Origin of the sequence: Cochlodiniinecator piscidefendens (assembly GCF_011326755.1) — a bacterium.
Taxonomy (GTDB): Bacteria; Pseudomonadota; Alphaproteobacteria; order Rhodobacterales; family Rhodobacteraceae; genus Cochlodiniinecator; species Cochlodiniinecator piscidefendens.
In genome coordinates, this window is sequence record NZ_JAAOIE010000002.1 from 189,929 (window position 1) to 213,632 (window position 23,704).

20 protein-coding genes and 1 pseudogene are annotated in these 23,704 nt (G+C 50.2%); 7 read left to right on the forward strand and 14 right to left on the reverse strand.

Annotated elements, in window-relative coordinates:
- Positions 1-122 precede the first annotated feature (122 nt).
- Positions 123-1,418 carry a D-serine ammonia-lyase gene (locus G9C99_RS05660; RefSeq protein ID WP_166416483.1) on the forward strand — a complete coding sequence of 432 codons (1,296 nt, stop codon included), beginning with the start codon at positions 123-125 and terminating at the stop codon, positions 1,416-1,418.
- An 85-nt stretch (positions 1,419-1,503) separates the two neighbouring features.
- Here G9C99_RS05660 and G9C99_RS05665 read toward each other — a convergent pair whose 3' ends face one another.
- Positions 1,504-1,848, reverse strand: a complete 345-nt coding sequence (locus tag G9C99_RS05665; RefSeq protein ID WP_166416484.1) for an antibiotic biosynthesis monooxygenase family protein — start codon at positions 1,846-1,848, stop codon at positions 1,504-1,506.
- A complete protein-coding gene (locus G9C99_RS05670) occupies positions 1,845-2,168 on the reverse strand; it encodes an NIPSNAP family protein (RefSeq protein ID WP_166416485.1) in 324 nt (107 codons plus the stop codon). The genes G9C99_RS05665 and G9C99_RS05670 overlap by 4 nt, the downstream gene beginning before the upstream one ends.
- Positions 2,169-2,242: 74 nt before the next feature.
- Between G9C99_RS05670 and G9C99_RS05675 the strand changes: the two genes are divergently transcribed.
- Positions 2,243-2,926, forward strand: a complete 684-nt coding sequence (locus G9C99_RS05675) for an ArsR/SmtB family transcription factor (RefSeq protein ID WP_166416486.1) — start codon at positions 2,243-2,245, stop codon at positions 2,924-2,926.
- 171 nt (positions 2,927-3,097) lie between these two features.
- Here the strand turns inward: G9C99_RS05675 and G9C99_RS05680 are convergent, their stop codons facing one another.
- On the reverse strand, positions 3,098-3,982 hold the full coding sequence (locus tag G9C99_RS05680) for a LysR family transcriptional regulator (RefSeq protein ID WP_166416487.1): 885 nt from the start codon (positions 3,980-3,982) through the stop codon (positions 3,098-3,100).
- Between the two features lie 107 nt (positions 3,983-4,089).
- On the opposite strand from G9C99_RS05680, the gene glyA reads away from it, so the two are divergent.
- The gene (glyA, locus tag G9C99_RS05685; protein ID WP_166416488.1) at positions 4,090-5,355 is read left to right on the forward strand and encodes a serine hydroxymethyltransferase; all 1,266 of its coding nucleotides are present in this window, start codon (positions 4,090-4,092) and stop codon (positions 5,353-5,355) included.
- Between the two features lie 308 nt (positions 5,356-5,663).
- On the opposite strand, the gene G9C99_RS05690 is transcribed toward glyA, so the two are convergent.
- From G9C99_RS05690 to G9C99_RS18575, 4 genes and pseudogenes are all read right to left on the reverse strand, one after another.
- Entirely contained in the window at positions 5,664-6,635 is a 972-nt protein-coding gene (locus tag G9C99_RS05690; protein WP_166416489.1) for a calcium-binding protein, read from the reverse strand.
- Between the two features lie 454 nt (positions 6,636-7,089).
- Positions 7,090-7,248, reverse strand: a complete 159-nt coding sequence (locus G9C99_RS18415; protein WP_231703996.1) for an isocitrate lyase/phosphoenolpyruvate mutase family protein — start codon at positions 7,246-7,248, stop codon at positions 7,090-7,092.
- Complete coding sequence (locus G9C99_RS05695; RefSeq protein WP_231703997.1) at positions 7,236-7,850, reverse strand: isocitrate lyase/PEP mutase family protein; 615 nt, start codon at positions 7,848-7,850, stop codon at positions 7,236-7,238. The genes G9C99_RS18415 and G9C99_RS05695 overlap by 13 nt, the downstream gene beginning before the upstream one ends.
- Positions 7,847-8,920 (reverse strand): annotated as a pseudogene (locus G9C99_RS18575) (bifunctional transcriptional activator/DNA repair enzyme AdaA). Before G9C99_RS18575 ends, G9C99_RS05695 begins: the two are co-directional and overlap by 4 nt.
- A 611-nt stretch (positions 8,921-9,531) precedes the next feature.
- On the opposite strand from G9C99_RS18575, the gene G9C99_RS18635 reads away from it, so the two are divergent.
- Both G9C99_RS18635 and G9C99_RS05710 read left to right on the forward strand, forming a co-directional pair.
- The gene (locus G9C99_RS18635) at positions 9,532-12,108 is read left to right on the forward strand and encodes a hypothetical protein (protein WP_166416490.1); all 2,577 of its coding nucleotides are present in this window, start codon (positions 9,532-9,534) and stop codon (positions 12,106-12,108) included.
- An 820-nt stretch (positions 12,109-12,928) separates the two neighbouring features.
- Positions 12,929-13,918 (forward strand): Hint domain-containing protein, encoded by a 990-nt coding sequence (locus tag G9C99_RS05710; protein WP_166416491.1) that lies wholly within the window; start codon positions 12,929-12,931, stop codon positions 13,916-13,918.
- A gap of 67 nt (positions 13,919-13,985) precedes the next feature.
- On the opposite strand, the gene G9C99_RS05715 is transcribed toward G9C99_RS05710, so the two are convergent.
- On the reverse strand, positions 13,986-14,306 hold the full coding sequence (locus G9C99_RS05715; protein WP_166416492.1) for an antibiotic biosynthesis monooxygenase family protein: 321 nt from the start codon (positions 14,304-14,306) through the stop codon (positions 13,986-13,988).
- A gap of 60 nt (positions 14,307-14,366) precedes the next feature.
- Between G9C99_RS05715 and G9C99_RS05720 the strand changes: the two genes are divergently transcribed.
- Positions 14,367-14,867: a YdcF family protein gene (locus tag G9C99_RS05720; RefSeq protein WP_166416493.1), complete on the forward strand. Its 501-nt coding sequence runs from the start codon at positions 14,367-14,369 to the stop codon at positions 14,865-14,867.
- Between the two features lie 28 nt (positions 14,868-14,895).
- Here the strand turns inward: G9C99_RS05720 and G9C99_RS05725 are convergent, their stop codons facing one another.
- The 5 genes from G9C99_RS05725 to G9C99_RS05745 form a co-directional block, all read right to left on the reverse strand.
- Positions 14,896-15,363, reverse strand: coding sequence for a methyltransferase (locus tag G9C99_RS05725; RefSeq protein WP_205859830.1), 468 nt, complete (start codon positions 15,361-15,363; stop codon positions 14,896-14,898).
- A 301-nt stretch (positions 15,364-15,664) separates the two neighbouring features.
- Positions 15,665-16,876, reverse strand: a complete 1,212-nt coding sequence (locus G9C99_RS05730; protein WP_166416495.1) for a 4Fe-4S double cluster binding domain-containing protein — start codon at positions 16,874-16,876, stop codon at positions 15,665-15,667.
- Between the two features lie 118 nt (positions 16,877-16,994).
- Complete coding sequence (locus tag G9C99_RS05735; RefSeq protein WP_166416496.1) at positions 16,995-19,283, reverse strand: glycosyl hydrolase family 28-related protein; 2,289 nt, start codon at positions 19,281-19,283, stop codon at positions 16,995-16,997.
- A gap of 171 nt (positions 19,284-19,454) precedes the next feature.
- Positions 19,455-19,865, reverse strand: a complete 411-nt coding sequence (locus tag G9C99_RS05740) for a DUF4864 domain-containing protein (RefSeq protein WP_166416497.1) — start codon at positions 19,863-19,865, stop codon at positions 19,455-19,457.
- 43 nt (positions 19,866-19,908) lie between these two features.
- On the reverse strand, positions 19,909-21,486 hold the full coding sequence (locus tag G9C99_RS05745; protein ID WP_166416498.1) for a lysine--tRNA ligase: 1,578 nt from the start codon (positions 21,484-21,486) through the stop codon (positions 19,909-19,911).
- 244 nt (positions 21,487-21,730) lie between these two features.
- Here G9C99_RS05745 and G9C99_RS05750 point away from each other — a divergent pair, with 244 nt between their 5' ends.
- The gene (locus tag G9C99_RS05750) at positions 21,731-22,102 is read left to right on the forward strand and encodes a tellurite resistance TerB family protein (RefSeq protein WP_166417101.1); all 372 of its coding nucleotides are present in this window, start codon (positions 21,731-21,733) and stop codon (positions 22,100-22,102) included.
- A gap of 86 nt (positions 22,103-22,188) precedes the next feature.
- Here the strand turns inward: G9C99_RS05750 and dacB are convergent, their stop codons facing one another.
- A complete protein-coding gene (gene dacB / locus G9C99_RS05755; protein WP_166416499.1) occupies positions 22,189-23,682 on the reverse strand; it encodes a D-alanyl-D-alanine carboxypeptidase/D-alanyl-D-alanine endopeptidase in 1,494 nt (497 codons plus the stop codon).
- Between the last annotated feature and the right edge of the window lie 22 nt (positions 23,683-23,704).

The window sequence follows — 23,704 nt, forward strand, 5'->3', positions numbered from 1 at the left end:
TTTCCGATATATTGAACGTAATGTAGGTCCTTGAAGTTCGGCAATGGGGCAGAAAATCTGATCCTGCTGTTCCTATCAAGCAGGGCATTTACAGACGACATGACAGCACGAGAGATAATCGCATGATTGATACAAAGCTGAAATCACGACTTCAGGCAGCGCAATCTTTGCTTTGGATTAATCCTGAACAAGTCTGTGTTTCGATGGCGGATGTTCCCGTGCATCCAAATCAGGTGAAAGAAGCAGAACAAAACTGGCGTGATCTTGCCCCGCTTTTACAGCGATGCTTTCCAGAACTGAGCGATCATTCCGGCGCGATTGCATCCGAACTGATACCGGTCGATGCCCTCGCCCGCGAGATGGGATATGCCCATGGCCGTCATTTCGTAAAAGGTGACCATGCTTTGCCCGTTGCCGGGTCTGTCAAAGCGCGCGGTGGCATCTATGAGGTCTTTCTCTACGGACTGTCCCTTGCCCGCGATCTTGACTTGATCAGTGCCACCGACACCCCAGAAGCCCTACTAAACCCCAATGTAAAAGCCGCGTTTAAGGGTTATACAGTGGCAGTCGGGTCTACGGGGAACCTCGGGTTAAGTGTAGGAATTGCGGCCCGTGCACTTGGTTTTCGGGCTGTAGTACACATGTCTTCCGATGCCAAAGATTGGAAAGTTGAGCGCCTTCAACGTCACGGTGTGGAGGTCGTGCAGCATGACGCAGATTACGGCAGCGCCGTCGCAGCAGCCCGCCATCAGGCAGATGCAGATCCGACGATATATTTCGTAGACGATGAACGATCTGAACTGTTGTTCTTTGGCTATTCTGCCGCCGCAGCTGAGTTGCACGATCAATTGATGAAACGCAATATCATGGTCGATGCAGAGCACCCTCTATTTCTGTATCTACCGTGCGGCATTGGCGGCGCACCCGGAGGCGTGGCCTACGGCATAAAACAGGTATTTGGCGATCACGCCCATTGCTTCTTCGTTGAACCTGCACAATCCCCTTGTGCGCTTGTGCAATTGGCCGCGGGATTAGAAAAACAGGTGACTGTCTACGACATTGGTCTCACGAACAAAACCGAAGCGGACGGCATGGCCGTCGCTGAAGTCAGTTGGTTCATCGCTCAGGTTATGCATCCATTGCTCAGTGGTGTTTATACTGTAGAGGATGATGACCTATTTCGTTGGTTGGCCTTAGCAAGTCGACATGCAGATCTGCAACTTGAGCCCTCTGCCGCCGCCAGCTTAGGTGGCCCATCTATGATCATAGATAGCACTGAGGGACAGCAGTACCTCACGGACTGCGATTTGCATGCACATATGCCCAACGCGACCCACGTGATGTGGGCCACCGGGGGCAGTTTTGTACCAGAAGCTGAATTTCAAGGTTTTCTGAGCAGAGGCGAGGCGCTTTTGTAACCACGCGACAACAGACTACTCGTTCTATTTTTAGCGTTGAATCGTATCCCATACGGCCGCGCATCCGATCTGGAGTCATACGAAATCAGGGGTGTGCGCCTTTGCTGTCGTGCGGGGCCTGTGTGCGATCAAACATGCCATAATCGCGGATGACATTGGCAATGCGCAACCGATAGTTGGCAAACACACCATCCCTGCCCTTCGTTTGCGCCCTGCGATGTGCCGTTAAATTTCGCCAACGGGCAATGGCATCCTCGTCTTCAAAGAACGACAACGACAAGATTTTACTCGGGTCGGTCAAGCTTTGGAACCGTTCAACGGAAATAAAGCCGTCAATCTCGTTTAGCAAAGGGCGCATTTCAGCAGCTATATCCAGATAGTCAGCCTTACCGTCCTCTGCCAGTTCAACTTCAAAAAGAACAGCAATCATGCGCTGTCACCATGAGGAGCTGAAGCGAGTTTTAAGAACGTCCTATCTTCGCGAAGCAAAAATTTCTCTTTCTGTGCAAACTCATAATTTTCACGCCCCAACGGATCTGCCGACAATCGAGCGCGATAGGCCTCATAATCCGCAAGGCTCGCCACATTGTAGATGCCATAAGCCAACGTCGACGACCCTTCGTGAGGCGCGTAATAGCCAATCAGGTCTGCGCCGCAGCGCGGAATTGCACGGCCCCAATTACGTGAATATTCTTCAAATTGGGCCTTCTTTGTCGGGTCGATTTGGTAACGAATGATGCAAGTCAGCATGGCGGTATCCTTTCAGAGTGTTTTCTCTGGTCTACCCGATTGCGAAAAACGAATGCTTCGACTACGATCGAAGTATGAAAGAAGGCCCCGACATTGCCCGTGTCGCCGCGTTAATCGGTGATCCCGCCCGTGCCAATATGCTAACGACGTTAATGAGTGGAAAAGCTCTGACCGTAAGTGAGTTGGCCGAGGAAGCAGGCGTAACCATCCAAACTGCCAGCTCCCACCTATCAAAGCTGAATGAAGGCGGATTGTTGCGACCTCGCAAACAGGGACGACACAAGTATTTTTCACTCGCCAACGATGAAGTTGCCCACGTCTTAGAAGGGCTAATGGGCCTAGCCGCAGGATCGGGTCATCTGCGCAAACGCACGGGACCGAAAGACGCTGAACTGCGTCAAGCCCGAGTTTGCTATAACCATTTGGCCGGAGACATGGGCACGCAGATGTTTGATAGCCTAATGACGCGGGGGCATCTGATTTTAGATGATGACACCTTAAAATTGACGGCTGCTGGCGAGATATTCGTCTCGAATTTTGGGATCGACCTCACCGTATTGCACAAGAGTAGATCGCCCTTGTGTCGGGAATGCCTCGATTGGAGTGAGCGTAGATCGCATTTGGCTGGCAGTCTTGGTCGAGCATTCCTAAGCCGCTTTGAATATCTGTCCTGGGCCCGACGCGATCAGAAAACGCGTGTAGTTTCATTCTCGCCCCATGGCGCCAAAGAATTCGAGCAATTGTTTTCAATCAAGTGAAACTCTCTGAAAGCAAAGTCATAGCGCAGGCAAATTATCTTCTGAAAGTACGGTTTTGCAAATTTAACGGCGAATACTGGGCGGCGCAGAATTGAACAAAGAGCAATTCACAAATGCTGGCTCAGCGTATTGGGAGTAGAGCATTTTTAGATTGGTCCTTCGTACAATTCCCTACTCTGCCGAAAGCAAAACTGGCATTACTTTTCGATAGGTTTCCGATTGTTGGAACGCAGGCGCCAATTTTGCGACCATGTTTCGTGGCAAATCCACCGATGCTGCAAAGGGGCGAACCAGATCACCGCGTTCCAGCAGTTTGGCGACCAGCGTTTCGTGGGCAATCAGCACTCCACCGCCATGCCGAGCTTCCTCTAGCGCTATGGAATAGAGCGAATGGGTCGTACCTGCGCGTCGAACTTGGTCAGCGTCTGGTTGGTTTTGCAACCAAATGTCCCAATCGTTACCCCATGCTCCATCATGTAGTAGTGTTTCATTGGACAGATCAGAAATGCCCTTCAATCGCTGAGCTACAGACGGCGCACAAACCGGGAAAATTCGGTCGCCGGCGATTTTGAGCTCACCTTTTCCAAGAGGATCTGTAGAAAAAAACAATGTCATGTCAAATGGTTCACGTGCCAAGTTGGGCGGCGTATCCGTGGCAACAACAGACACAGAAATTTCGGGGGCAGCCTGACGCAACAAACCCAAACGTGGCGCAAGCCAAAGTTGGGCAATGGCAGGCAAGGCCGCAACTTTGATCTTTTGTGGCGTCGCCTTGTTGCGCAAGGCATGTACAGAAAACCCAAGTTGATCAAACGCCTGAGTGAAACTTGGCAGTAGTTCTTCCGCCAGTAAAGTCAATTTCACCCCGCGTGCGTTGCGGATGAACAACTGCGTTTCGGCCCATGCTTCAAGTGTTTTAATGTGCTGGGTAACCGCACCTGGTGTCACGGATAGCTCTTCGGCAGCGGCGGTGAAGCTGCCCAATCGTGCAGCGGCTTCAAATGCGCGCAATGCGTTCAAATGCGGCCCTTTCGGGCGCGCCGGGGTCAGAGACATAAAATTAAGCCATAGTTTTTCTACACCAAAATAATAGCAATACTGATTTGCTTTGAACAGAGGTTTCAACGGATCTTTGGGAAAACATGCCTATATCGGAGCCTCTCATGTCACAGTACTTTTCCCAATCCGTTGCTCAGACCGATCCCGTCGTCGCCCAAGCTCTAAAGAACGAAGAAACCCGCCAACAAGATCAGATCGAATTGATCGCTTCCGAAAATATCGTTAGCCGTGCGGTGCTTGAAACTTTGGGTCACGCGATGACCAACAAGACCTTGGAAGGCTATCCGGGCAATCGTTTTCACGGCGGCGGGCAGTTTGTTGATGTGGTAGAACAAGCCGCGATTGATCGTGCGAAAGAGCTTTTCAACTGCGACTATGTGAACGTGCAACCACATTCTGGTAGCCAAGCAAATCTCGCGGTTTTCTTCCTGTTGCTAAACCCTGGCGATAAGGTGTTGTCATTGGATCTGGCCGCAGGTGGGCATCTGAGCCATGGCCTGAAAGCAAACCTATCTGGCCGATGGTTTGAACCACACCACTATGGCGTCGATGGTGATAGCGAAGTCATCGATTATGATGCGCTAGAAACCCAGGCCCAAGACATTAAACCGAAGCTGATCATCACCGGTGGGTCTGCCTATCCGCGCGAAATTAACTTTGCCCGGATGGGCGAGATTGCGAAAAAAGTTGGCGCGCATTTCCATGTTGATATGGCGCATATCGCGGGCCTTGTGGCCGCTGGCGTTCACCCAAGTCCGTTCCCACACGCCGACATCATCACTTGCACCACCACAAAAACCTTGCGTGGACCACGCGGCGGCCTGATCTTGACCAACAACGAAGAGTTTTTCAAAAAGCTGCAATCTGCAGTTTTCCCTGGTGTTCAGGGCTCTATCCACAGTCAGGTTCTTGCTGCAAAGGCCGTATGTCTGGCGGAGGCCATGACCGATGACTTCAAAGTTTACGGGGCACAAGTGAAAGCCAACGCAGCTAAACTTGCGAAAACCATGCAAAACCGTGGCCTGCGAATTGTATCAGGTGGCACAGACACACATTTGGTTCTTGTTGATCTTAGCTCAAAGGGTATCACTGGCAAACGCGCCGAAGTTGTCTTGGAGCGCGCTGACATCACTGCCAACAAAAACGCTATCCCAAACGACAGCCCCCGCCCACCTGAATGGGTTGGACTGCGCCTGGGGGCCGGCGCCGCGACAACCCGTGGCATGAAAGAAGCTGAATTTGGGACTCTCGGTAACATGATCGCAGATCTAATTGAAGCCGAGGCAGCAGGCGATACAGCCGCAACAGTTTCCCGCTGCAAAGCTACAGTTGCTAAACTTTGCAAATCGTTCTCGACGTACGAGGCTTGATATACTCCATTGCAGTTCCGCTATGGGGCTGCAAACTTAGCCCTGCTGGTCCTAGCCTAGCGGGGCAATTCTATGTCAGCGGCGAATAACAAAGTAATCAATACACACCTAAAATTACGCCTTGAAGCGGCAGAACCGTTGCTTAGGGCGAAGCCCAACTACACCTTATTTTTAACGGACGATATTCCCGCCCAGCCATATCAGGTGAAGGAACCCGAACATAGCTGGCGCGATATTCTCTCTGCCTGCTTTCTCTTTTCGGCTGCAGGATGCTGGCTGAGGCGCAAAAAAGAGAGGAGTTCAGAGGTTTAGGAAAACTGCTCAAGAAGCACTTGAGACGCATCCAATTGACCTGCCGCGCCATACACGCGTACCATATCAACCCCATCTATGGAAACAACAGCATGAGGACCATCATCGGTCACAGCAATCGTTGGCGGACCGTCGACGGCATTATACGTGAACGAGATGTGATCTTCATCGGGGTTATAATCTTCTACGATGACTTCGTTGCCAGATTGATTGGTGGACAGAATGAAGGTGTCCGCCCCGAGGCCACCGTTACCTATATCGCCCGCACCGAGCTGTAAAACATCATTTCCAGCGCCGCCTGAAAGTGAATCAGCACCAGTTTCACGCATGACTGTAAGGTCAGTATCGACACCATCAAACATAGGGTGCTCTAGGATTTCAGCCTCAGTGCGTCCGGTAAAAAAGTCAGGGTCGGTTTCCACGAGTTCCTTTAATGTCGAAAAGAAATCTGCGGAAACGTCTGCTCCGTTGTCCCCGTTGGTATTATCAATATCGGTCATGAACCCACCGGTAAGTGTATCGTTCCCGTCTCCTCCGAGGAGTGTGTCGCTGCCATTTCCGCCAACTAGAATGTCATTGTGGGTTCCGCCGGCGATGACATCATCCCCCGCATTGCCAAATAAGACATCTGCACCGTGGCCGCCGGTGACTTGATCGTTTCCGGTACCACCGCCAAGAATGTCGTCTCCGGCTCCACCTTCTAGGGTGTCGTTGCCCGCATCACCTTCGATCATGTCCGTGCCATTTCCGCCATCGATGAGGTCATTTCCAAATTGACCAAAGAGATCATCTGCGCTGTCTCCCCCCGCGATAATATCATTTCCGGGAGTGCCCGCGGAGGTGTTTCCACCCTGCGTAACATCAGGGTCAGCGGTGGGATTGTCACTGTCGTGTGAGGAAGAGTCTTCGCCACTAAAAATTTCGTACATCCCCAAACTTAGGGCAAGCGTCAAAAAGGCCGCAAACATACTGTAATCCTTTGATTTTTATAGGTCTCAATGCATGGTATGAACTCTAGAAATGATAGAGTATCTGACTCACCTTTAAGGTGAGTGGTGCGGCGTTAATTTGTCAAAATTGGGATAAATTAAGGCATTGTTTAATTAAATTTGGACTTAGGCAGTGATTTTGTATTCTGACAACTAAATGTCCAAAACCGCCACCAGATCAGTTCAACTTTGAAGAATGTCTCAAAGCCAAGCTATCGTAGCAATTAACGGCGGTGTCGGGCTGAGAACAGCCATCGGCAGCTTTGGGCAGATAGCGACATTTGCAAAGTCCCTCACGGGCCAGAACTGACATTGATGGCCTTTACGACAACGGCGCTGTCGAGCCCAAAATGCTCGATGCTGCGATATACAATCTGCTTCTACGGTGTGTTCCGATCACAGCTTGCGTGTCTGGTAACCGGAACAGCAGTATCTAATTCAAAGAGGCAAACTTCCCTTTGAGGTCAGACATCGTGGTGAAGTATGGGCCGGGGCCATAGCTGGCTCTGGACACGCCAATATCCGCTACATCTCGAATAGATGTCAGATCACCCATCATCATTACGTTCACTGGGAGGCTCACAGTATCCACGGCCTTTCTATCAACGTTTGATCGGTAAGCCCCGGAACAAAGAACCCATCAGCACCAGCGTCTTTGTAGGCGGCTTCACGTTCGATGGCTTCGTCAAAAAGCGCTTTATGTGTTGAAGGGTCAGTTCCCAGGAACAAGTCCGTTCGCGCATTGATAAACAGGTCGACCCCTTCTTCGTTTGCCGCGCGACGCACCGAGCTAATCCGTTCGACCTGATCTTGGATCGTATAAAAACCTTCGCCTTGTACGATCCGATCCTCGAAATTAATGCCAATTGCACCAGCTTGAATGATCCGACGTACGTTTTCTGTAATCTGCCCTGGAGCAGCAGCGTATCCGCCTTCAAAGTCTACAGTGAGGGGTAGGTCTACAGTTGTTGTAATGCGCTCAACGAGCTGCACGACCAGGTCCAATGGAATATCTTCACCGTCATCAAACCCGTGCGCAGCCGCCATCGACCAACTGCCAGTCGCGTTTGCCTTAGCACCAGCCTCGGCCAAAGCTTTCGCGCCACCGGCGTCCCATATATTGTAGAGGACAAGCGGATCGCCCTTTACGTGAAGCGCCTTGAATTGCTTCGCTTTGGTTAGTTGGTCTGTCATTGTGCATTTTCCTTGGAGATTGTCCGGTAGTGTCTCTCGATTTCGAGAAGCTTTTGTTTGCGCCAAAGACCTCCGCCATAGCCGGTCAGTGATCCATCCGCGCCGATAACCCGATGGCAAGGCACGACAAGCGCGATCTGATTGGCTCCATTGGCCCGCGCGACCGCACGTGTGGCCGACGGGCGTCCGATGCGTTTGGCGATTTCCGAGTAACTGCGTGTCTGTCCAGGCGGAATCAGCTTCAATTCGTTCCAAACACTTTGAGAGAAGGCAGACCCTCCATACGCCAAGGGCGTCGAGAAATTAGCCGATGTCCCGTCAAAGAAAGCATCCAGTTCGTCCTTTATTTGCGCGCCAAGCTGGGTTTTGCCGATCCCAATCTTGCCTTTGGCAGAGATGTCCAGCTTCCCAAGTTCCGTTTTCAAGGCCTTTCGATCCACGAATTCAAGAAGGTGCATCTGGGACTTGCTGCAAACGGTGATCATGGAGCCAAGCGGTGTTTCGATCCAATCGGCATGAAGGATAGGTGCGCTGTCTAATTTACCCGGGGCACGTCCCAGCAGTTTGGCAAATGACGCTCGAAATGCGCTGGCGGATTCGAATCCGGCATCAATTTGGGCGTCAATTATTTTGCCCCCATCCGAAATTGTCTCAAACCCGTCCCGGATTCTACGCTGCCGCGCCATCTCAAGGAACGTCATCCCGAATTGCCGCTTAAAACTCCTCCTTACCGTCGAAAGATCGAATCCCATGCGAACAATGTCATTCTCGGACCAGCGTTACTCAGGGCGTTCATCCAGAGCAGCAAGGAGCGCGGCGATAGTCGGATCTGCAGCCGCCATCGGTTGAAGAGGATGGCACCGTTTGCAGGCGCGAAAGCCTGCCTCTAAGCACTCTCCAACAGACGCATAGAATGTACAATTCTCCGACTTGGGTTTGCGCGCCGGACAAGTCAGCCGACAGAAAACACCGGTGGTCGAAACCCCAACATATGCTTGCCCGTCATAGGCTGCGTCGCGGTCTAAAAGCGCTTGATAAAGCGTATCATGGTCTGGAAGGTTGAATAACATGTTCGAACCTTAGCAGTCAGAACAGCTATGTGCCGCCGGAAATCAGGCGTCTATTCTTTTTTGCAGACACCGGCACGGCTGCAGCGAAAGCGCGCTAAGTCCACACCGCCGAAACTCGGGCATGTTGTGACCAGTGAAAACGTCCAGCCCTAAACCCTTATCAATGATTACGAAGTGGAATTCATTACTATTGAGCTCCCTATCATTGTGGCCTCCCCGGACAAGAAAACCACCGATGAACTGTTGATGGGTCTGTCCCAAGGTCACCTTGGCGAGTTACGAGCGACGCAATCAATTCGCCGCTCATTCCAAACCGCATTCGTATCCCTGATGCTTTGCGCGACATTGGCAATGTTCGCAGCTCCGCAGTTGAGGATATCCAGATCGGCCTAGCGGGGAGTTCCTGCCGAAGGGGGGAAGCGGCCCGCGCGTCATGGAAAGACGCCAATATCGAAGTGAGAAAAATGGTTGAAGGGGTCACGGTGGGGTGATTTACAAAGCTTATGCAACTTTAAGGTATTAACTTTCAATCAATTTGTTAAAAAATCATCCAAAGCTCTCCAAAAGGAAGAGTTGTTGTTAAGAGGTGAAACCATGCCAACCTGAGCAATGTGATTGACGCTGTAGGTACAAACCTCATTCGTTTTCCTGGCGGAACCCTTAGTGAAACGCATTTTGATCCGGCCAACCCAAATCCTGGGCCCAACGCGCACCTGACCCGGATAACTGATTTTCTGGACTATTGTTCTGAAACTGGCAGCGATGCTGTAATCGTACTGCCGACCTATAAATACTTTGACCCTAACACCGGCGACATAACGGCATCAGCAGAAGCTGAGATAACAGCATTTATTAAAAACCTCGTTGAACATAGCTATGAAACTAACCCCTCCTCGGGTTCAGTACAAATCGCGGCAATTGAAATTGGTAACGAATATTACCTTACAAAAAAAAATGCAGATGGCACGCGGGAAAATGTCTACGACTGGACTGCCGAAGAATTCGGGGGCTTGTCCGTCAAAATCGCCAAATTTGTTCAAGATGCAATAGAAACATACGCCACCTCTGGCGATCCTAGTCCAAAAATTTTTGCACAAGCAGGTAAAACAGATGAGGATGATCAAGCAATAAGAGATGAATTCGCCGATGATATGGGCACGATCGACGGGCTTATTTTTCACCAGTATTCTACAGAAGCAAACGACACGGGCGCAGGTACTCAGGATAGGATAAATAGGATCAACGACAATTGGGATGTCGATGACAACGAGTTAGAGTTGCTGGTTTCAGAATGGAATGTGGACGAAAATAGAAATGGCGATGAAGACAACTCTGTCAACTCTGGTTTAGAACGCAGCGGTGGGTTGATGCGCACCTTCTATGAGATGGCCAGAGGGGGCGTGGATATGGCAACCATCTGGGCTGCTGAGAACGCGAAATCCCGTGCTGTTTTGGGGCGGGATGACGATGGCCCCAATCTGCTTACCCCTACAGGGCAACTGTTTAGGATGTTGTCCGAAAACCTTCGGGGCACGCAAATCGCTGATACAGCGAATGGGATCCGCCTAGTAGACGGGGATGATGATCTTGGATATGAAATGGTCTTTGAGGGCGAAGGTCGCACAGTGGTCTATTTTGTATCCACTTCTGCTTGCGAGTTCACTTTAAATCCAGATTTCACCGACCTGATGGGTGACAATATTCATGTGCACACAACCATACTTGGTGCCCCCAATGGGACAGATCCAGATGATCCAGATATTCAAGGGCGTTTAACCCATCCAACGACCAGTTCACTACATGGCAATGATGGAACATTTGATATCACAATCAACCCTTTCGAGCTTGTTCAAATCGTGTTCACCGACCTCAGCATGTCAGATGGAGTGACATTATATGGTGACGACCAAAATAATGTAAGTGATACACTTATTGGCTCAGCGGAAGCGGATGTTATTTCAGGAATGGGCGGGAATGACCGCATAAAAGGCGAAGGAGGCGCGGACACAATCGATGGCGGCGCCGGGACCGACCGTGTATTCTTCGACACCAACCGCACCAATGCGGTTATTAATACGAATGCCGACCTTGGCGCAACGACTGTGACCATAAATGGGGTGACCTCGGTCCTGTTTGATGTCGAAGAATTAAAATTTAATGATCAGCTCGTGGTGTTAGGTAGCAGCAGCACAGCGCCTATGGTGACGCTTGATGATTATACTTTTGGAATCGACGGGTGGGGGCGTGTTGGCCTCGATGTTGTCTATACTGGTGTCAACGATGCTGTTTCATATGAGATCAGAGATACATCCGGAAATCACAGTTTTTGGTTGGAAGGCGCTGACAATGAAGACACGTCAGATGGTTTGGTCTTTAACGCTGACGAACTCTCCGACTTATGGGTTCAGGGCGAAAGCAGCGCGGGTACCCAAACCCTAAGCATTCGCGCATGGGATGGCAGCAACTGGAGCGCTTGGGATGATTTTGACGTCACAACACGCGCAACTAATTCAGCCCCAGTCATAACGCATGATAATATTACGCTTGATCCAGGTGACTGGAGTAATGTTGGTCTTAGCATGAGCTACAGCGACGCCGATGGGGACACGGCTTATCGGTATGAAATCTGGGACAACTCGGGCGAAAATAGCTTCTGGGTCCAGTATCAATCATATGTGGACGCATCAGGTGGCTATGTTCTAACCAGAGAGCAACTTGATGGTCTTTGGGTCGAAGGTGCCGCAGAAGGCGGTAATCAAACCCTATCTATTCAGGTTCATGACGGTATTTCTTGGAGCGCGTGGGATGATTTTGTTCTCACCACAACGGGTGCAGGTAACATCGCACCAATTGCGATGATTGATGATCTCACGCTTGGAGCGAACGGCGTAACCAGTGTTGGCGGTATTCTATCCTATAGCGATAATGACTCCGCCACCCAATATGAAGTCTGGGATGACGCGGGCGGTGATAACTTTATCCTGAACGGGACTGCTGTGAATGCGGATACAGGTTATGTTCTGAGCGCAGGTGATCTCAGTAATTTGCAACTGCACGGAGACAGTTCCGGCAGCACGCAAACCCTCTGGATCCGCGCGCATGACGGCACGGGATGGAGCACTTGGGACTCATTTGTGTTGACCACTGCGGATTCTCAATCTGCGAATGACGATGGGCTAATAATTTAGGCAAAGCTTCCAAGTTTGAACCCTCTTGAGCAAGCCATTTATTGGCCTGCTCAAATTAGTGAATAGTATGGGGTTTCCCCCCTGAATGGCCCGGCGTGTTTGCCTTCTAGTCTTTCAATTCATTTAGGCGGCCTTTCTTTTGCAAAGCACCGCCCAACAGGTATTGCGCAACAATTGTCCTTGCCGCTCATTGGGATTTGGAAGTTGCATTTTGACGGGCCCGGTTGAGACACGTGAGAGGAATATTGGGGACCTTAATCCGTATGGTAAATTCGGTTGACGCAAGGCCGCAGCCATATCCAATGATCCTATCGCCAAGTCGCGTTTTATGCGGTTGATTATCCGGCGGGACGGCGCTCTTTCTCGACGTCTTCGTACGAACCAGACATCGGATCATCGTGCACCCTCTCGGGACATTGCGGTGTGATGCCCTGCTGGGCAATGAATAACGAATTCACTCTGCAGTTTGGACCACATAGGCAGGGTAAACCAAATAACGGTTTGTCGTGTCATTAATCACCAGATGATGGAAACGGTGCATTTCATCCGATCCCAATGCAATACCCCCGAAATGCTACGACACTTGCTCAGGGGATACAAAATAGATACAATTCAAAGCGTGTACCTGCTCGAAAAACTATTTTTAACGATCAAGCCCTAAAGTTATGTTGTGTACCTGTGGTTGGAGTGGAAACGAAAATGAGTGAGAATAAGGCATTTTGCCATAGTCTTAGATCTAACAATTGCGGCTTAGTAAAAGCTGCACTGCAAAGAACAATCACCGAGGCGATGTTGCCATTCGGACATCGGAGATAGTTCATTGGCACAGTATACCGTTACAGCTTTCAGGTGGAGTGGCACTGGCTACAACAGCCAATATAACACGTCTTACACAGCAACTATTGATGATAATGATTCCGCTTTCCAAGGTGGCGGTGATAGTGATGAAACCATTAGTATTAATGGCGGAGCCTTCGGCGCGTCTTCGAGCGCACCTTATGCGATCGATGTGTCATTCACCGATACGAACGGCAATTCCCACGTGGAAAATTTCAATTTCTTCAATACTGGCGGAAATTGGTATTTTGCGCCTGAGCCGGGATCTGCGTTTACCACCGGCGCGACACTTGGCAGCTATCAGAGCCATACTGTCGGGTGGAATTATTCCGATATCACCTGCTTTGTGCGCGGCACTTTAATCGAGACAGATAAGGGGCTGGTACCGGTTGAAAAACTGCATTCAGGAAACAAAGTCCTAACAATGGATGGCAGCTACAGCTCAATACAAATGGTACTCAACCGATCTTTGAATAGTCAAACTCTAGTCAAAAATCCAAAGCTCAATCCCGTCCGTATTGTTGCGGGTGCTTTAGGAAACGGCCTACCTAAACGAGATTTATTGGTGTCACGGCAGCACCGTATGCTTGTCGTATCCAAAGTTGCAACACGCATGTTCAACCAGTCGGAAGTGCTTCTTGCGGCAATTCGACTAACCGATTTACCGGGAATCTTTGTTGAAACGGGCGCTGAAAATGTAGAATATTTTCATCTACTGTTTGATAATCACAAAGTTATCTATGCAGAAGGCGCGCCCACCGAGAGCCTGTATACGGGCGCCGAAGCCTTAAAGACTATACCCCAGAAAGCGCGCGAAGAGATCGCGCTTTTGTTTCCCCAACTATTCGAAAACGATCATAAAGAACCAACAGCCTGTTTTATTCCAAACGGAAAGCAACAGCAGCGGCTTGTCGCTAGACATTTAAAAAACAACAAGCCCGTTCTAGATGGATCAACCTCGTTTCCAATGTGATAAATAGCCAAATTTAGAAGTCAAAAAAGCCCCGTTAACGCAACGTGCTTAAAACTGAAGGTTTGTCTCAGCCAAAGCTTTCAACGACATCATACATCACGGGCTCAAAGCTCTTGCACAAATCATTAATTCTCCGGTTACGATCCCGCATTTCAGGCGTCCGCAGCATCGCCTGAAAATCCTCGCGCTGTTGCCATTGAGAATAATTGGCAATCCGGGTCTGCGCGTCATTCACATGCAAGCCAGCACCAATAAAACCAGGTTGTTTTGAAATAAAGCTCTGGTACGCATCTTCGAGAGCATCCATTAAATCCTGACAGGTACCCGGTGTCGTTTCAAAGGTTGTAATAACCGTTTGCAGTTGGGCGTTTTTGGCTATGCTTGGCATTTGCGATCTCCCTTTTCTTTCACCCTAGCAAGCCAGGCCGTCAGCGCATAGTGTTTGAACATGGTTGATGTAATTATCCTTCTTGGGGCCTGTGTCTGGGCCGATGGTAAACCGAGCCCTTCTTTGGTGCGCCGCACGCTATATGCCGCCAAACTCTGGCACGCAGCACCCGACAGTATAGTTATCACAACAGGGCGCATCGGGCCTCTTTCCCCGCCAAGCCAAGCGCAAGTAGCGGCTGATATTTTGACCCAACAAGGTGTGCCAAACACCCATATTTACTTGGATCACGCATCGGCCAATACTTATGAAAACTTAAAATTCGGGCTGGAATTGTTACCAAGAGAAACAATCAATAAGATCACTATAACAAGCGACGCGTACCACCTGCCACGCGCCTATGTTACGGCTCGTGCCTTGGGATACCTTGTCACGACTGCTGGCCCTCGATATCACTTAGGCCAAGCAGGTTTACCCACACATCTAAAAATGGTGCTTCGCGAAATGATCGCCCTGCCCTTTTACGCTGTTCGCCTGCTACTCGTTAAGGGTGCGCGATAGCTCTAAGTCATATGGTTGGATCGGGGTTTCATTGGTCGGACGATCCATACAGGTAATCCATATCCGGTTTTTCGGTTGCGTAAAAATGCACCCAAATATATGCGTGACTGAACGCAGCAACAGCAATTGCTGCAGCAGAATTGAACCCTGATGCTATCGCCCAAAACAGTAAAAATGCATAAAGATACATGCCGTTGTTCGTAAATCGGAAAATACCTTTGTTCACCAGTGGTAGATCCCGAAATCGAGCGCTAAAATGATCTCCTCCCGCTGCACGAGCCATGCCAAAATAACGCTTCACACTATAAATTGCGTACAGGCCGGGTACGACAAACGCTACCGTGACTAAAATGTGAAAATTAAAGGCAAGCCCCAAACTGCCCTGATCTAGAAATGCCAGCCATGCAAGCGCCAAAAAACGGCCCGCAAATAGGAAAAAGAATACAAAAAGGTATCCATTAAAGCCAATTGTTTTACTCACAATGGCGGAACGCATCTCAAGCCGCCAAGCAAGCCACACCCAGATTTGATGTATAATTGGGAGGCTAACTGCACTCCAAAATGCCACAGAATGGGGATGGCCAAGCTGCCACCAGCCCAACGCTAGAACAATCAAAAGCCCCATCAAGCAAACAAAATGAAGCAGTTGCCCTTGCCACAAGTTAGGGGGCCTGTTCGATTTTATTTCATTTTTCATATATAAATCAGCCACCTACACACAATCCACAGATAACTTTCGCTTTATCCGCACACAAAACCTTATCATTTGATCAAGTTTGGATATCTGTGGGCAGGCGTCACTCTCCCCACCAGTCTTTGGGCTTTAGGCGTTGGGCCCGGGTCGATTTTTCATCCCACCACAGCGCCCATTTTCGAAACTTCGACAAAGCTAATTTCAACCACAAGCGATTGATTGGTTTGGTGAAATCCCGATTAAACGGACATACCCGCATACAAATCGCACAATCAGTCCGCAGCTTGGCCCAATACCCAAAACAGGCTTTGGCGTCTGAAGTCCATTTCACCACCCCTTTGATCGCGGATGTATTTTCAGGGGCCGCAGCTTCGCGTGGGCCAAATGGCAATGCCTTGGCCGGGCAAGCATCCGCACATTTCGTGCATCCCTCACAAAAGTCAGCCACACCAATCTTGCGCCCAATATCATGGCTTAACGGAAGGTTGGTAAATATCTTTGAAAACCTCAGGCGCGGCCCATATTCTGGGGTAATCACCAGTTGGTTCCGCGCATATTCCCCAAGTCCAGCCTTTACGGCATAGGGAATGACAAGTCCCGTGTCATTCATCGATGGCACGGCTTCATATCCCAAATTGCGGATGTATGCCGCCAATTGCATAACAACAGCAGCCTCATGAGAATACTCCCGCCCCGTCGCAGCCCCTGCGAGCGCACTCGGATACGTCGCGACCAATTCTTCGTCCATCTGGTGTCCCATCACGATCACCGATGTCAAACCTTCTGGCAGGGTGTTTTCCGCTTCTGAAAAGTCACGCGTATCTACACGTGCAGAATAAAGCCAGCGCTCATCAAAATCGGTTATCCCGACTAAATCCGCCCCAAAGAATTTACCAATTCTTTTAATTTCTGCATTCATTAGCCCTGGATCTTCGATCTCGACCTGATCAGCAGCAACAGGCGTATCGTTCTGAATTGGCGCTTGAAACCCTTCTCTGCGCCCGTCAGAAGCATTTCGGTTGCTCACAACATCTGAGATCAACCAGCTGGCATTGCGCAAGGCGAAATCCTTCTGTCGAAACCCGTCCCCGCGCCGTGGTGCAGATTCCATTCGGTAACTCGAAAAAAACGCAGAAGTATGTTTGCTTTTAACCTCAGGATCCCAAAAAGCGCGCGTAAACAAATCATTTCGTTGGGAAAACGGCTCAAATGCCTCAGTTGTTTCGATACCAGCTTCCGCATCGGTGGCTTGGTATTTTTCGCGCCAATGTTGTCTCGTTTCGTCTGCAATTCCAGAATTTGACGGCCAAGCCATTCTATGTACCCACTGCTAAATATTATTTCAAACATAAAACAACACCAGTATCGCTGGCACAAGCAATGAATCAAATATGTACAAAAAGGGGCGCAATACGCGCCCCTTCCATTCTCAATCAAATAGGGTTATCGCATCGCGCGACGAGATGGATCGTCCCTTTGCACGAATTTTCCCAAACAACATCCACTTGATTTTTCGCAGAGCCACGTTGAACAACCGTGTAAGGCATATCCGTTACCTGAATGTTGGATCCACGGTTGATCCGACCTTCCGCAACGAGTCCCTCAACACGACGCGCCCAGCCCGCAAACGGCATGTATTCAGAGAAATCCACTGACCAGGTTTTGTTGTCAGAGTTTTCAGTATGACGCACAGAAATTGGGCTGACTGTGTGTTCTGACACAGCAATATACACATTGTCCGTGAATTTCAGATTCCGTGTGCGTGCGTGGTTAATGCCGGCAAAACTATCGTCCAGATACTCAACACGATCAATGTTGCCGTTCAACGCCTTAAAGGTATTTCCCGACACATTGAAACCGCTGATGTAGTGATTTGGGCCATATGGCTTCACAACGATCCAGCTGAACCAGCTCGCCACATCGTTTGCGGTGAAAATGTTACTGGTAATGGTCAAGCCACCAAAAGAAAATCCAGATGTAAAGGCGGGATTTTCATTGTGCTCATTGGTCCATTCGATAAAGCTGTTATCGACATAGTTACCGTAAACCGTTGATTTAACGTTAGTTTGCGTAAACACAATACCAGCTTGGGCCAGACCGTTAGGCTCGTTATCGCCTTGGAACCAGTGATTACCTGTGATCAGGTGACCCGCACCATTAAACACACCGAAGTGGCCAAATTTCACCGACCGATTATCACGTACTTTGCTGTCATTTGCATTGACGTTAAAGCCGATACTGCGGCGATCTTGTGCGCGCATTGGCTGTTCACTTGACAGGAACTGACAACGGTCAATCAACATCCCCTGACAGCCCGTGCCAATGGATGTGATCCCTTTATCTTTAGGTCCATTGATGTAACAATCTCGCACGTGGAAGATCAATCCGCTCCGCGCCAGCATAATCGCACTTGCGTGACCATTACACTTCATCTCAACGTCATCCAGAACAAACCGGCCAAGGTTAGAGAAGCCGCTGAAATCCAAAACATATTTGTGTCGAGTAAATGTATATGTCTGCGTACCAGAAGCATCATACAACGGATTACTCAGCGTCAATTGCTGCGCGCCGACATTCACCTCTTTGACGTAAATTTCACGGCCAACACCACTACCAGTCACGCGTGAACCAACTTGAACATTCGCAATATTGCTTACGCCGGTCAGAGTTGTAGCTGACGAAGTACTATAGGTGGCCTGAGATGTGACAACATCGTCATCCCAATTTGCGTGATCTTGAACGTCGAACTGACCATTCCGGATTGCACGACGCGTCGTATAGGACGTACGCCCCGTTACGGCGGCCATATCGATCGGAGCCGTAATAGAAATACGACGACCACTCATGTCCAGCGTTTCATGGTCACTGTAGTTAAACAGCGCCTGAACGGCCTTTCTGAACGCCAGCAGCTCCTCACCAAAGGCGTCAATATACGCCGCAAGGTCAAAGTTTTTTGTCAGGGACAAAATATCCCCGTCAGCCATCGTTACCGTTCCAACAAAGCGAACTTTGTTTTCAAAGGTAACACTGTCACCCAAATGGTAGGTCCCTGCTGGCACCAGAATTTCACGTCCATTGGCAGCAGCATCGGCCGCTTCAAACGCCGCGTGATCATCGGTAGAACCATTGCCAACCGCACCGTAATCTTTGACGTCCACCCAATCCATCAACTCGCGATGGAAAACTGATGTTATATCTTCGATCTGGATGTCATCAATGCGGACAACACCACCATTAGACCCCGTTAGATCGAGGCCAAAGTGACCATAAATCGCACCATTGCCCCAGACCATATCCACGCCACCGCGCGCACCAGATCCGATAATGGCACTCACTTCAACAACAGAACCATAGGTCGCGATCGTTGTTGTTGGACCAACTTCAAGCAAACCGCCAACATGCGCCCCACCAGAGCGACCAGCCCAACCTGCGATCCGCACATTAGGAAGGTTACCACTGATCGCTTTTACACGTGCAGTGACGCGCATATAGCAGCCTGGCAAAATCGGTGTTTCGCCCATATAGCGCAATTTTTGGGTGCTTTGAGTTTTGGTCAACTCAAGACAACCGCCAAAATCTGCATCTGCTGGAACATAAGCCGCATTAGACGCACCGTCATATGTATCTGAGCCCGGCGTGCCATCCTGCGATGACCAAACATCTAGCCCGTTGACAAATTGTGGCGGTGTCAAAACCAGCCCCTCGGTAATCGCTTTGTTCATCCGAACCCCTTTCAAACTTACAAAAGGCGCGCGCGTCATCCCTGCACCACCTTCATGGTGAACAGAGTTCTCGAAATGTCATTTCAACAAAAACAAGCCACGCCGCCTGGTGACAAAAGAAGTATCACCAAGGAGTTAAGGCAGGCTGATACCACCGTACGGTGCAGCCGGTTAAACGCTCAAGCCAGCGGCCTCCAACAGATATACACCGTTGATTTTCCAGTCATTATTGATCTCAATCATTTCATAGGCAAGAAAATGAACCTGACCCGCCTGATCTTCAATACGGACAACCTGAATAACCGCAGCGCCCTCGTGGCGACTGTCTAACACCTCAACAGCGCTTGGCCGATACACCATCGGATAGCCATTTTGCACCATTTGACCAAACTGCCGTGGGTTTTCAAAAATGCGACGCACTCCACTGGAGGCAAAGCCATATGCACTCGAAAAGTCATCTCGCTGGAATGCATCAATCTGACTTAAAATAACCGCCTCGCGGGCTGATCTCGCATTTTCCTGCGCCCAAAGTAAAACTGGCGCTCCAATAAGGAACGCCAGTACAAAAAACATCCGTTTCATGTCGCTTTCTCCTACAGCTGATACCAGTGTAGGCGAAAATATGTTACTTAAGCAATTTTCCAGCCAATCCGTCTTCGATCAGCTGAATGCTTTCCTCAACACCATATAGCGCGATAAAGCCGCCAAACCGTGGTCCCTGCGACGCCCCAAGCAAAACTTCGTACAACGCTTTGAACCAATCACGCATCGGATCAAACCGTTCGCGACCACAAGCAAACACCTCAGACTGAAGCGCGTCACCGTCAGCTTCGCCCTCCCACGCTTTGAGGCGCGCCAGCAAATCTTCCAACGCTTCGCGCTCAAGTTCTGTTGGGGCGCGGAACACTTTGGCAGGTTTCACAAAGTCATTGTAATACCGCACGGCAAACCCAGCAGCCGCATCCAAATCAGGATGTGTTTCCGCAGAAGCCTCTGGCGCATAGCGCTTGATAAAGCCCCAAAGCTGATCTTTTTCCTCAGCACCGGCAACAGAAGCTAAATTCAGCATCATCGTAAACGGAATCACCATATTTGATTCCGGCACATCGCCACCGTGAATATGCCACACAGGGTTGTTCAACTGCGCCTTGAAGTCTTGGGTCGCATAAGCGCGCAATTGTTGGTGATATTCGTCCACCGCTTTGGGGATCACATCAAAATGCATCCGCTTTGCGGTTTTGGGTTTTTGGTACATGAAGTACGACAACGATTCAGAACTCGCATAGGTCAACCACTGATCAATCGACACACCATTGCCGCTGGTTTTTGAAATCTTCTGACCATTTTCATCCAAGAACAATTCATAGCTGAAATGCCCCGGTGCCTGATGTCCCAAGATACGACAGATTTTGTCATAGATTGGCGTGTTGGTGCTGTGGTCTTTACCATACATTTCAAAATCGACACCCAATGCGGCCCAACGTGCGCCAAAATCAGGTTTCCATTGCAGCTTAACATTGCCGCCCGTTACCGGGATCGTCCATTCTTTGCCGTCTTCATCGTCAAAGGTAATCGTGCCATCTTCTTTGTTCACGGACTTCATCGGAACATAAAGAACCCGACCGTTTTCAGGGTGCATTGGTAAGAAAATAGAATAAGTTGCGCGGCGTTCTTCACGTAGTGATTTCAACATCACTTCCATGATATCATCATATTTTTCAACGGCCCGCAGCAACACTTCGTCAAACTTCCCGGATCCATAAAATTCGGTCGCTGAAAAGAATTCGTAGTCAAACCCAAAGGTATCTAGGAACCGGCGCAACATGGCGTTGTTATGATCGCCAAAGCTGTCATGCGTGCCAAACGGATCAGGTACAGACGTCAGCGGGCGCTGCATGTGATTTTCCATCACTTCAGGATTTGGCACGTTACTCGGAACTTTGCGCATACCGTCTAGATCGTCGGAAAAACAGATCAAACGTGTGGGCAAATCCGAGATTACTTCGAACGCGGTACGGATCATTGTTGTGCGCGCAACTTCGCCAAAGGTGCCGATATGGGGCAAACCTGATGGGCCATAGCCGGTTTCAAAAATCACCGCGCCACTCTTGGGGGGGGCCTTTTCAAACCGTTTCAACAGGCGGCGCGCTTCTTCAAATGGCCAAGCTTTTGAGCTCATCGCTGCGTCGCGTAGTTCTGACATATCGGTTTCTTTCATTGAAAACTGGGGCCCCATGCCCCGACAAGCCTGCTTCCTATTGCTCAAGGCGCGCAAGGTCAACAATTGCGTTAAAATCCTTTTGGTTTTGCAATGCAGACACATCACCCCCCCTTGCCCCGCAACCGACAGCCCCCTATCTTGAACAAAACACAAATCGGAGACCCCCGTGAGCAACGCAGACAGCCCTCTACCTTCGTTTACCGCCCAAGACGCGCTTGTCGCGATCATGATTGCGGAGTCAGCCTCTGACGAAAACATTGAAACAGCAGAACTGTTAACGATCGAACGCATCGTCAATCACCTGCCTATTTTTGCAGAATATGACATGGATCGAACCCGTCGTGTCAGCCAGACGGTCCTGGATTTGTTTGGCGTCGAAGATGGTCTGGATGCGCTTTTTGGGCTGGTCAAGGAAGGTTTGCCAGAAAAGCTATATGAAACAGCATACGCTTTGGCCTGTGACGTTGCTGCTGCCGATGGTCGCCTGCAAGAAAGCGAACTGCGCATGCTCGCAGAAATTCGATATGAGCTGCGTATTGACCGCCTACACGGCGCTGCAATTGAACGCGGTGCACGGGCACGTCACACGACACTTTGATCCTATCAAATGGTGCGCCTCGCGGCGCGCCGTTTATCTCGCTGATTTTCCTTGAAAACCTGCTCGTGCTGCTCTCCAGAAGCAAATCATTGCTCGTACAATGCCGTCCAACGTTCAATCAACTGTTGCTGAAGCCGCTTAGCCCGCCTGTTCCACGAGCGCGCGCCTTGGGGACGTTCTCGATCTGAACGAGCAATAGCCGCCCGGCGATCTGTATCCGCGCAAAAAATAGCAAAACTCAGGTCGCGTCCATCCGGACCACGTGCATATCCTGACAACGCAGAAACAAAATTCAATGTACCGGTTTTTGCTTTGATATCGATGTCTTGATCTCGCAGCTCACGCCCTTGGGCGTCTCTTAGTTTTATCGTTTTCAATAATGGGCGCAGTGGCCCATCTGCGCCGGCTTGGTTTAAGATATGCACCATATCTCTGGCTGTGATTTGATTGCGTTCACCAAGGCCGGAATGATCAACCAGACGCGCGCGCCGGGCCCCGTAGTGGTTTCTGAGCCATTGTGACATGTTTTGGGCCGAGCCCTGCAAATTTCGCGGCACGCGCCCGCGTTGGGCAGAGGATTTCAGGCCAACAGCTTCTGCCGTAAGGTTCACTGAGTATTTTAGCATATCCCGAAGAACACGCGGCAGGCCGACACTTGTATGGCTCGCGATCACTTGACCTTGGGGTAAGCGGCTCACAAACACCGGCGGGTCCAGCACGATTCCGAAACTACGCGCCAAGGTTCGAAACACATCGGATGCATAGTGTTCGGGGTTGCGCACCGGAAGCCATCGCGACCCAGCATTGCCCAATGCCCCGCGGGCAACGGTCCATTGGTCGATATCCCTATTGCTGTCATAGGTGTAGACAGGCGCACTTCGGTTCACGACGCGCATTTCGGCGGTGCTGACTTCGGGACGGTAGCGCTCAGCGCGAGCGTCCATCGTGATTTGATAAGATCCAGATGCCCGGCGCCATTCAAAATGTACCCTGTTGAAATTGAGGTTCAAACCAGAAACCGACGGATTGTAGGACACATGGTCAGGCTGCGCGTTGTCAATGTGATGCACATAGGGCAATGCACCGGAATGCACTTTAAGCGCACCTCTGACTTCCCGTATCCCTGCGTCCCGCATAGTCCTGGCCAAGTCACCCAGTGCATCCGTCGATAGAGTCGGATCGCCACCGCCAACTAAAATCAAATCGCCGTTCACACGGCCATTTTCAATGCCACCGGTTGCAATCAACTGCGTTGAAAATTGATAACTTTCCCCTAAGGAATCCAGCGCATACAGCGCGGTTAGTGCTTTTGTCACACTGGCTGGCGGCAGCTGCAAAAGCGGGTTCATGACCTCTAGCATTTCGCCCGTGCGCGCATCCGCGACCGCATACCCAACCCGCGCTGATCCCAAGTTTGCGGCATCGATTAATCTTTGGGCTGCAGGCGCGGCGATTATACGCGCGCCATCTGGACGTGGGAGAGGCCGCAAAGATGTCGCCGGTGCGTCACCCCACACCTGAGTTGAAGTCGTTGCCAATAATCCAGCTAAAAATGCGCGTCTTGAAAAATCGTGTGTCATAGGGATAGTTAGCTTGAAACAT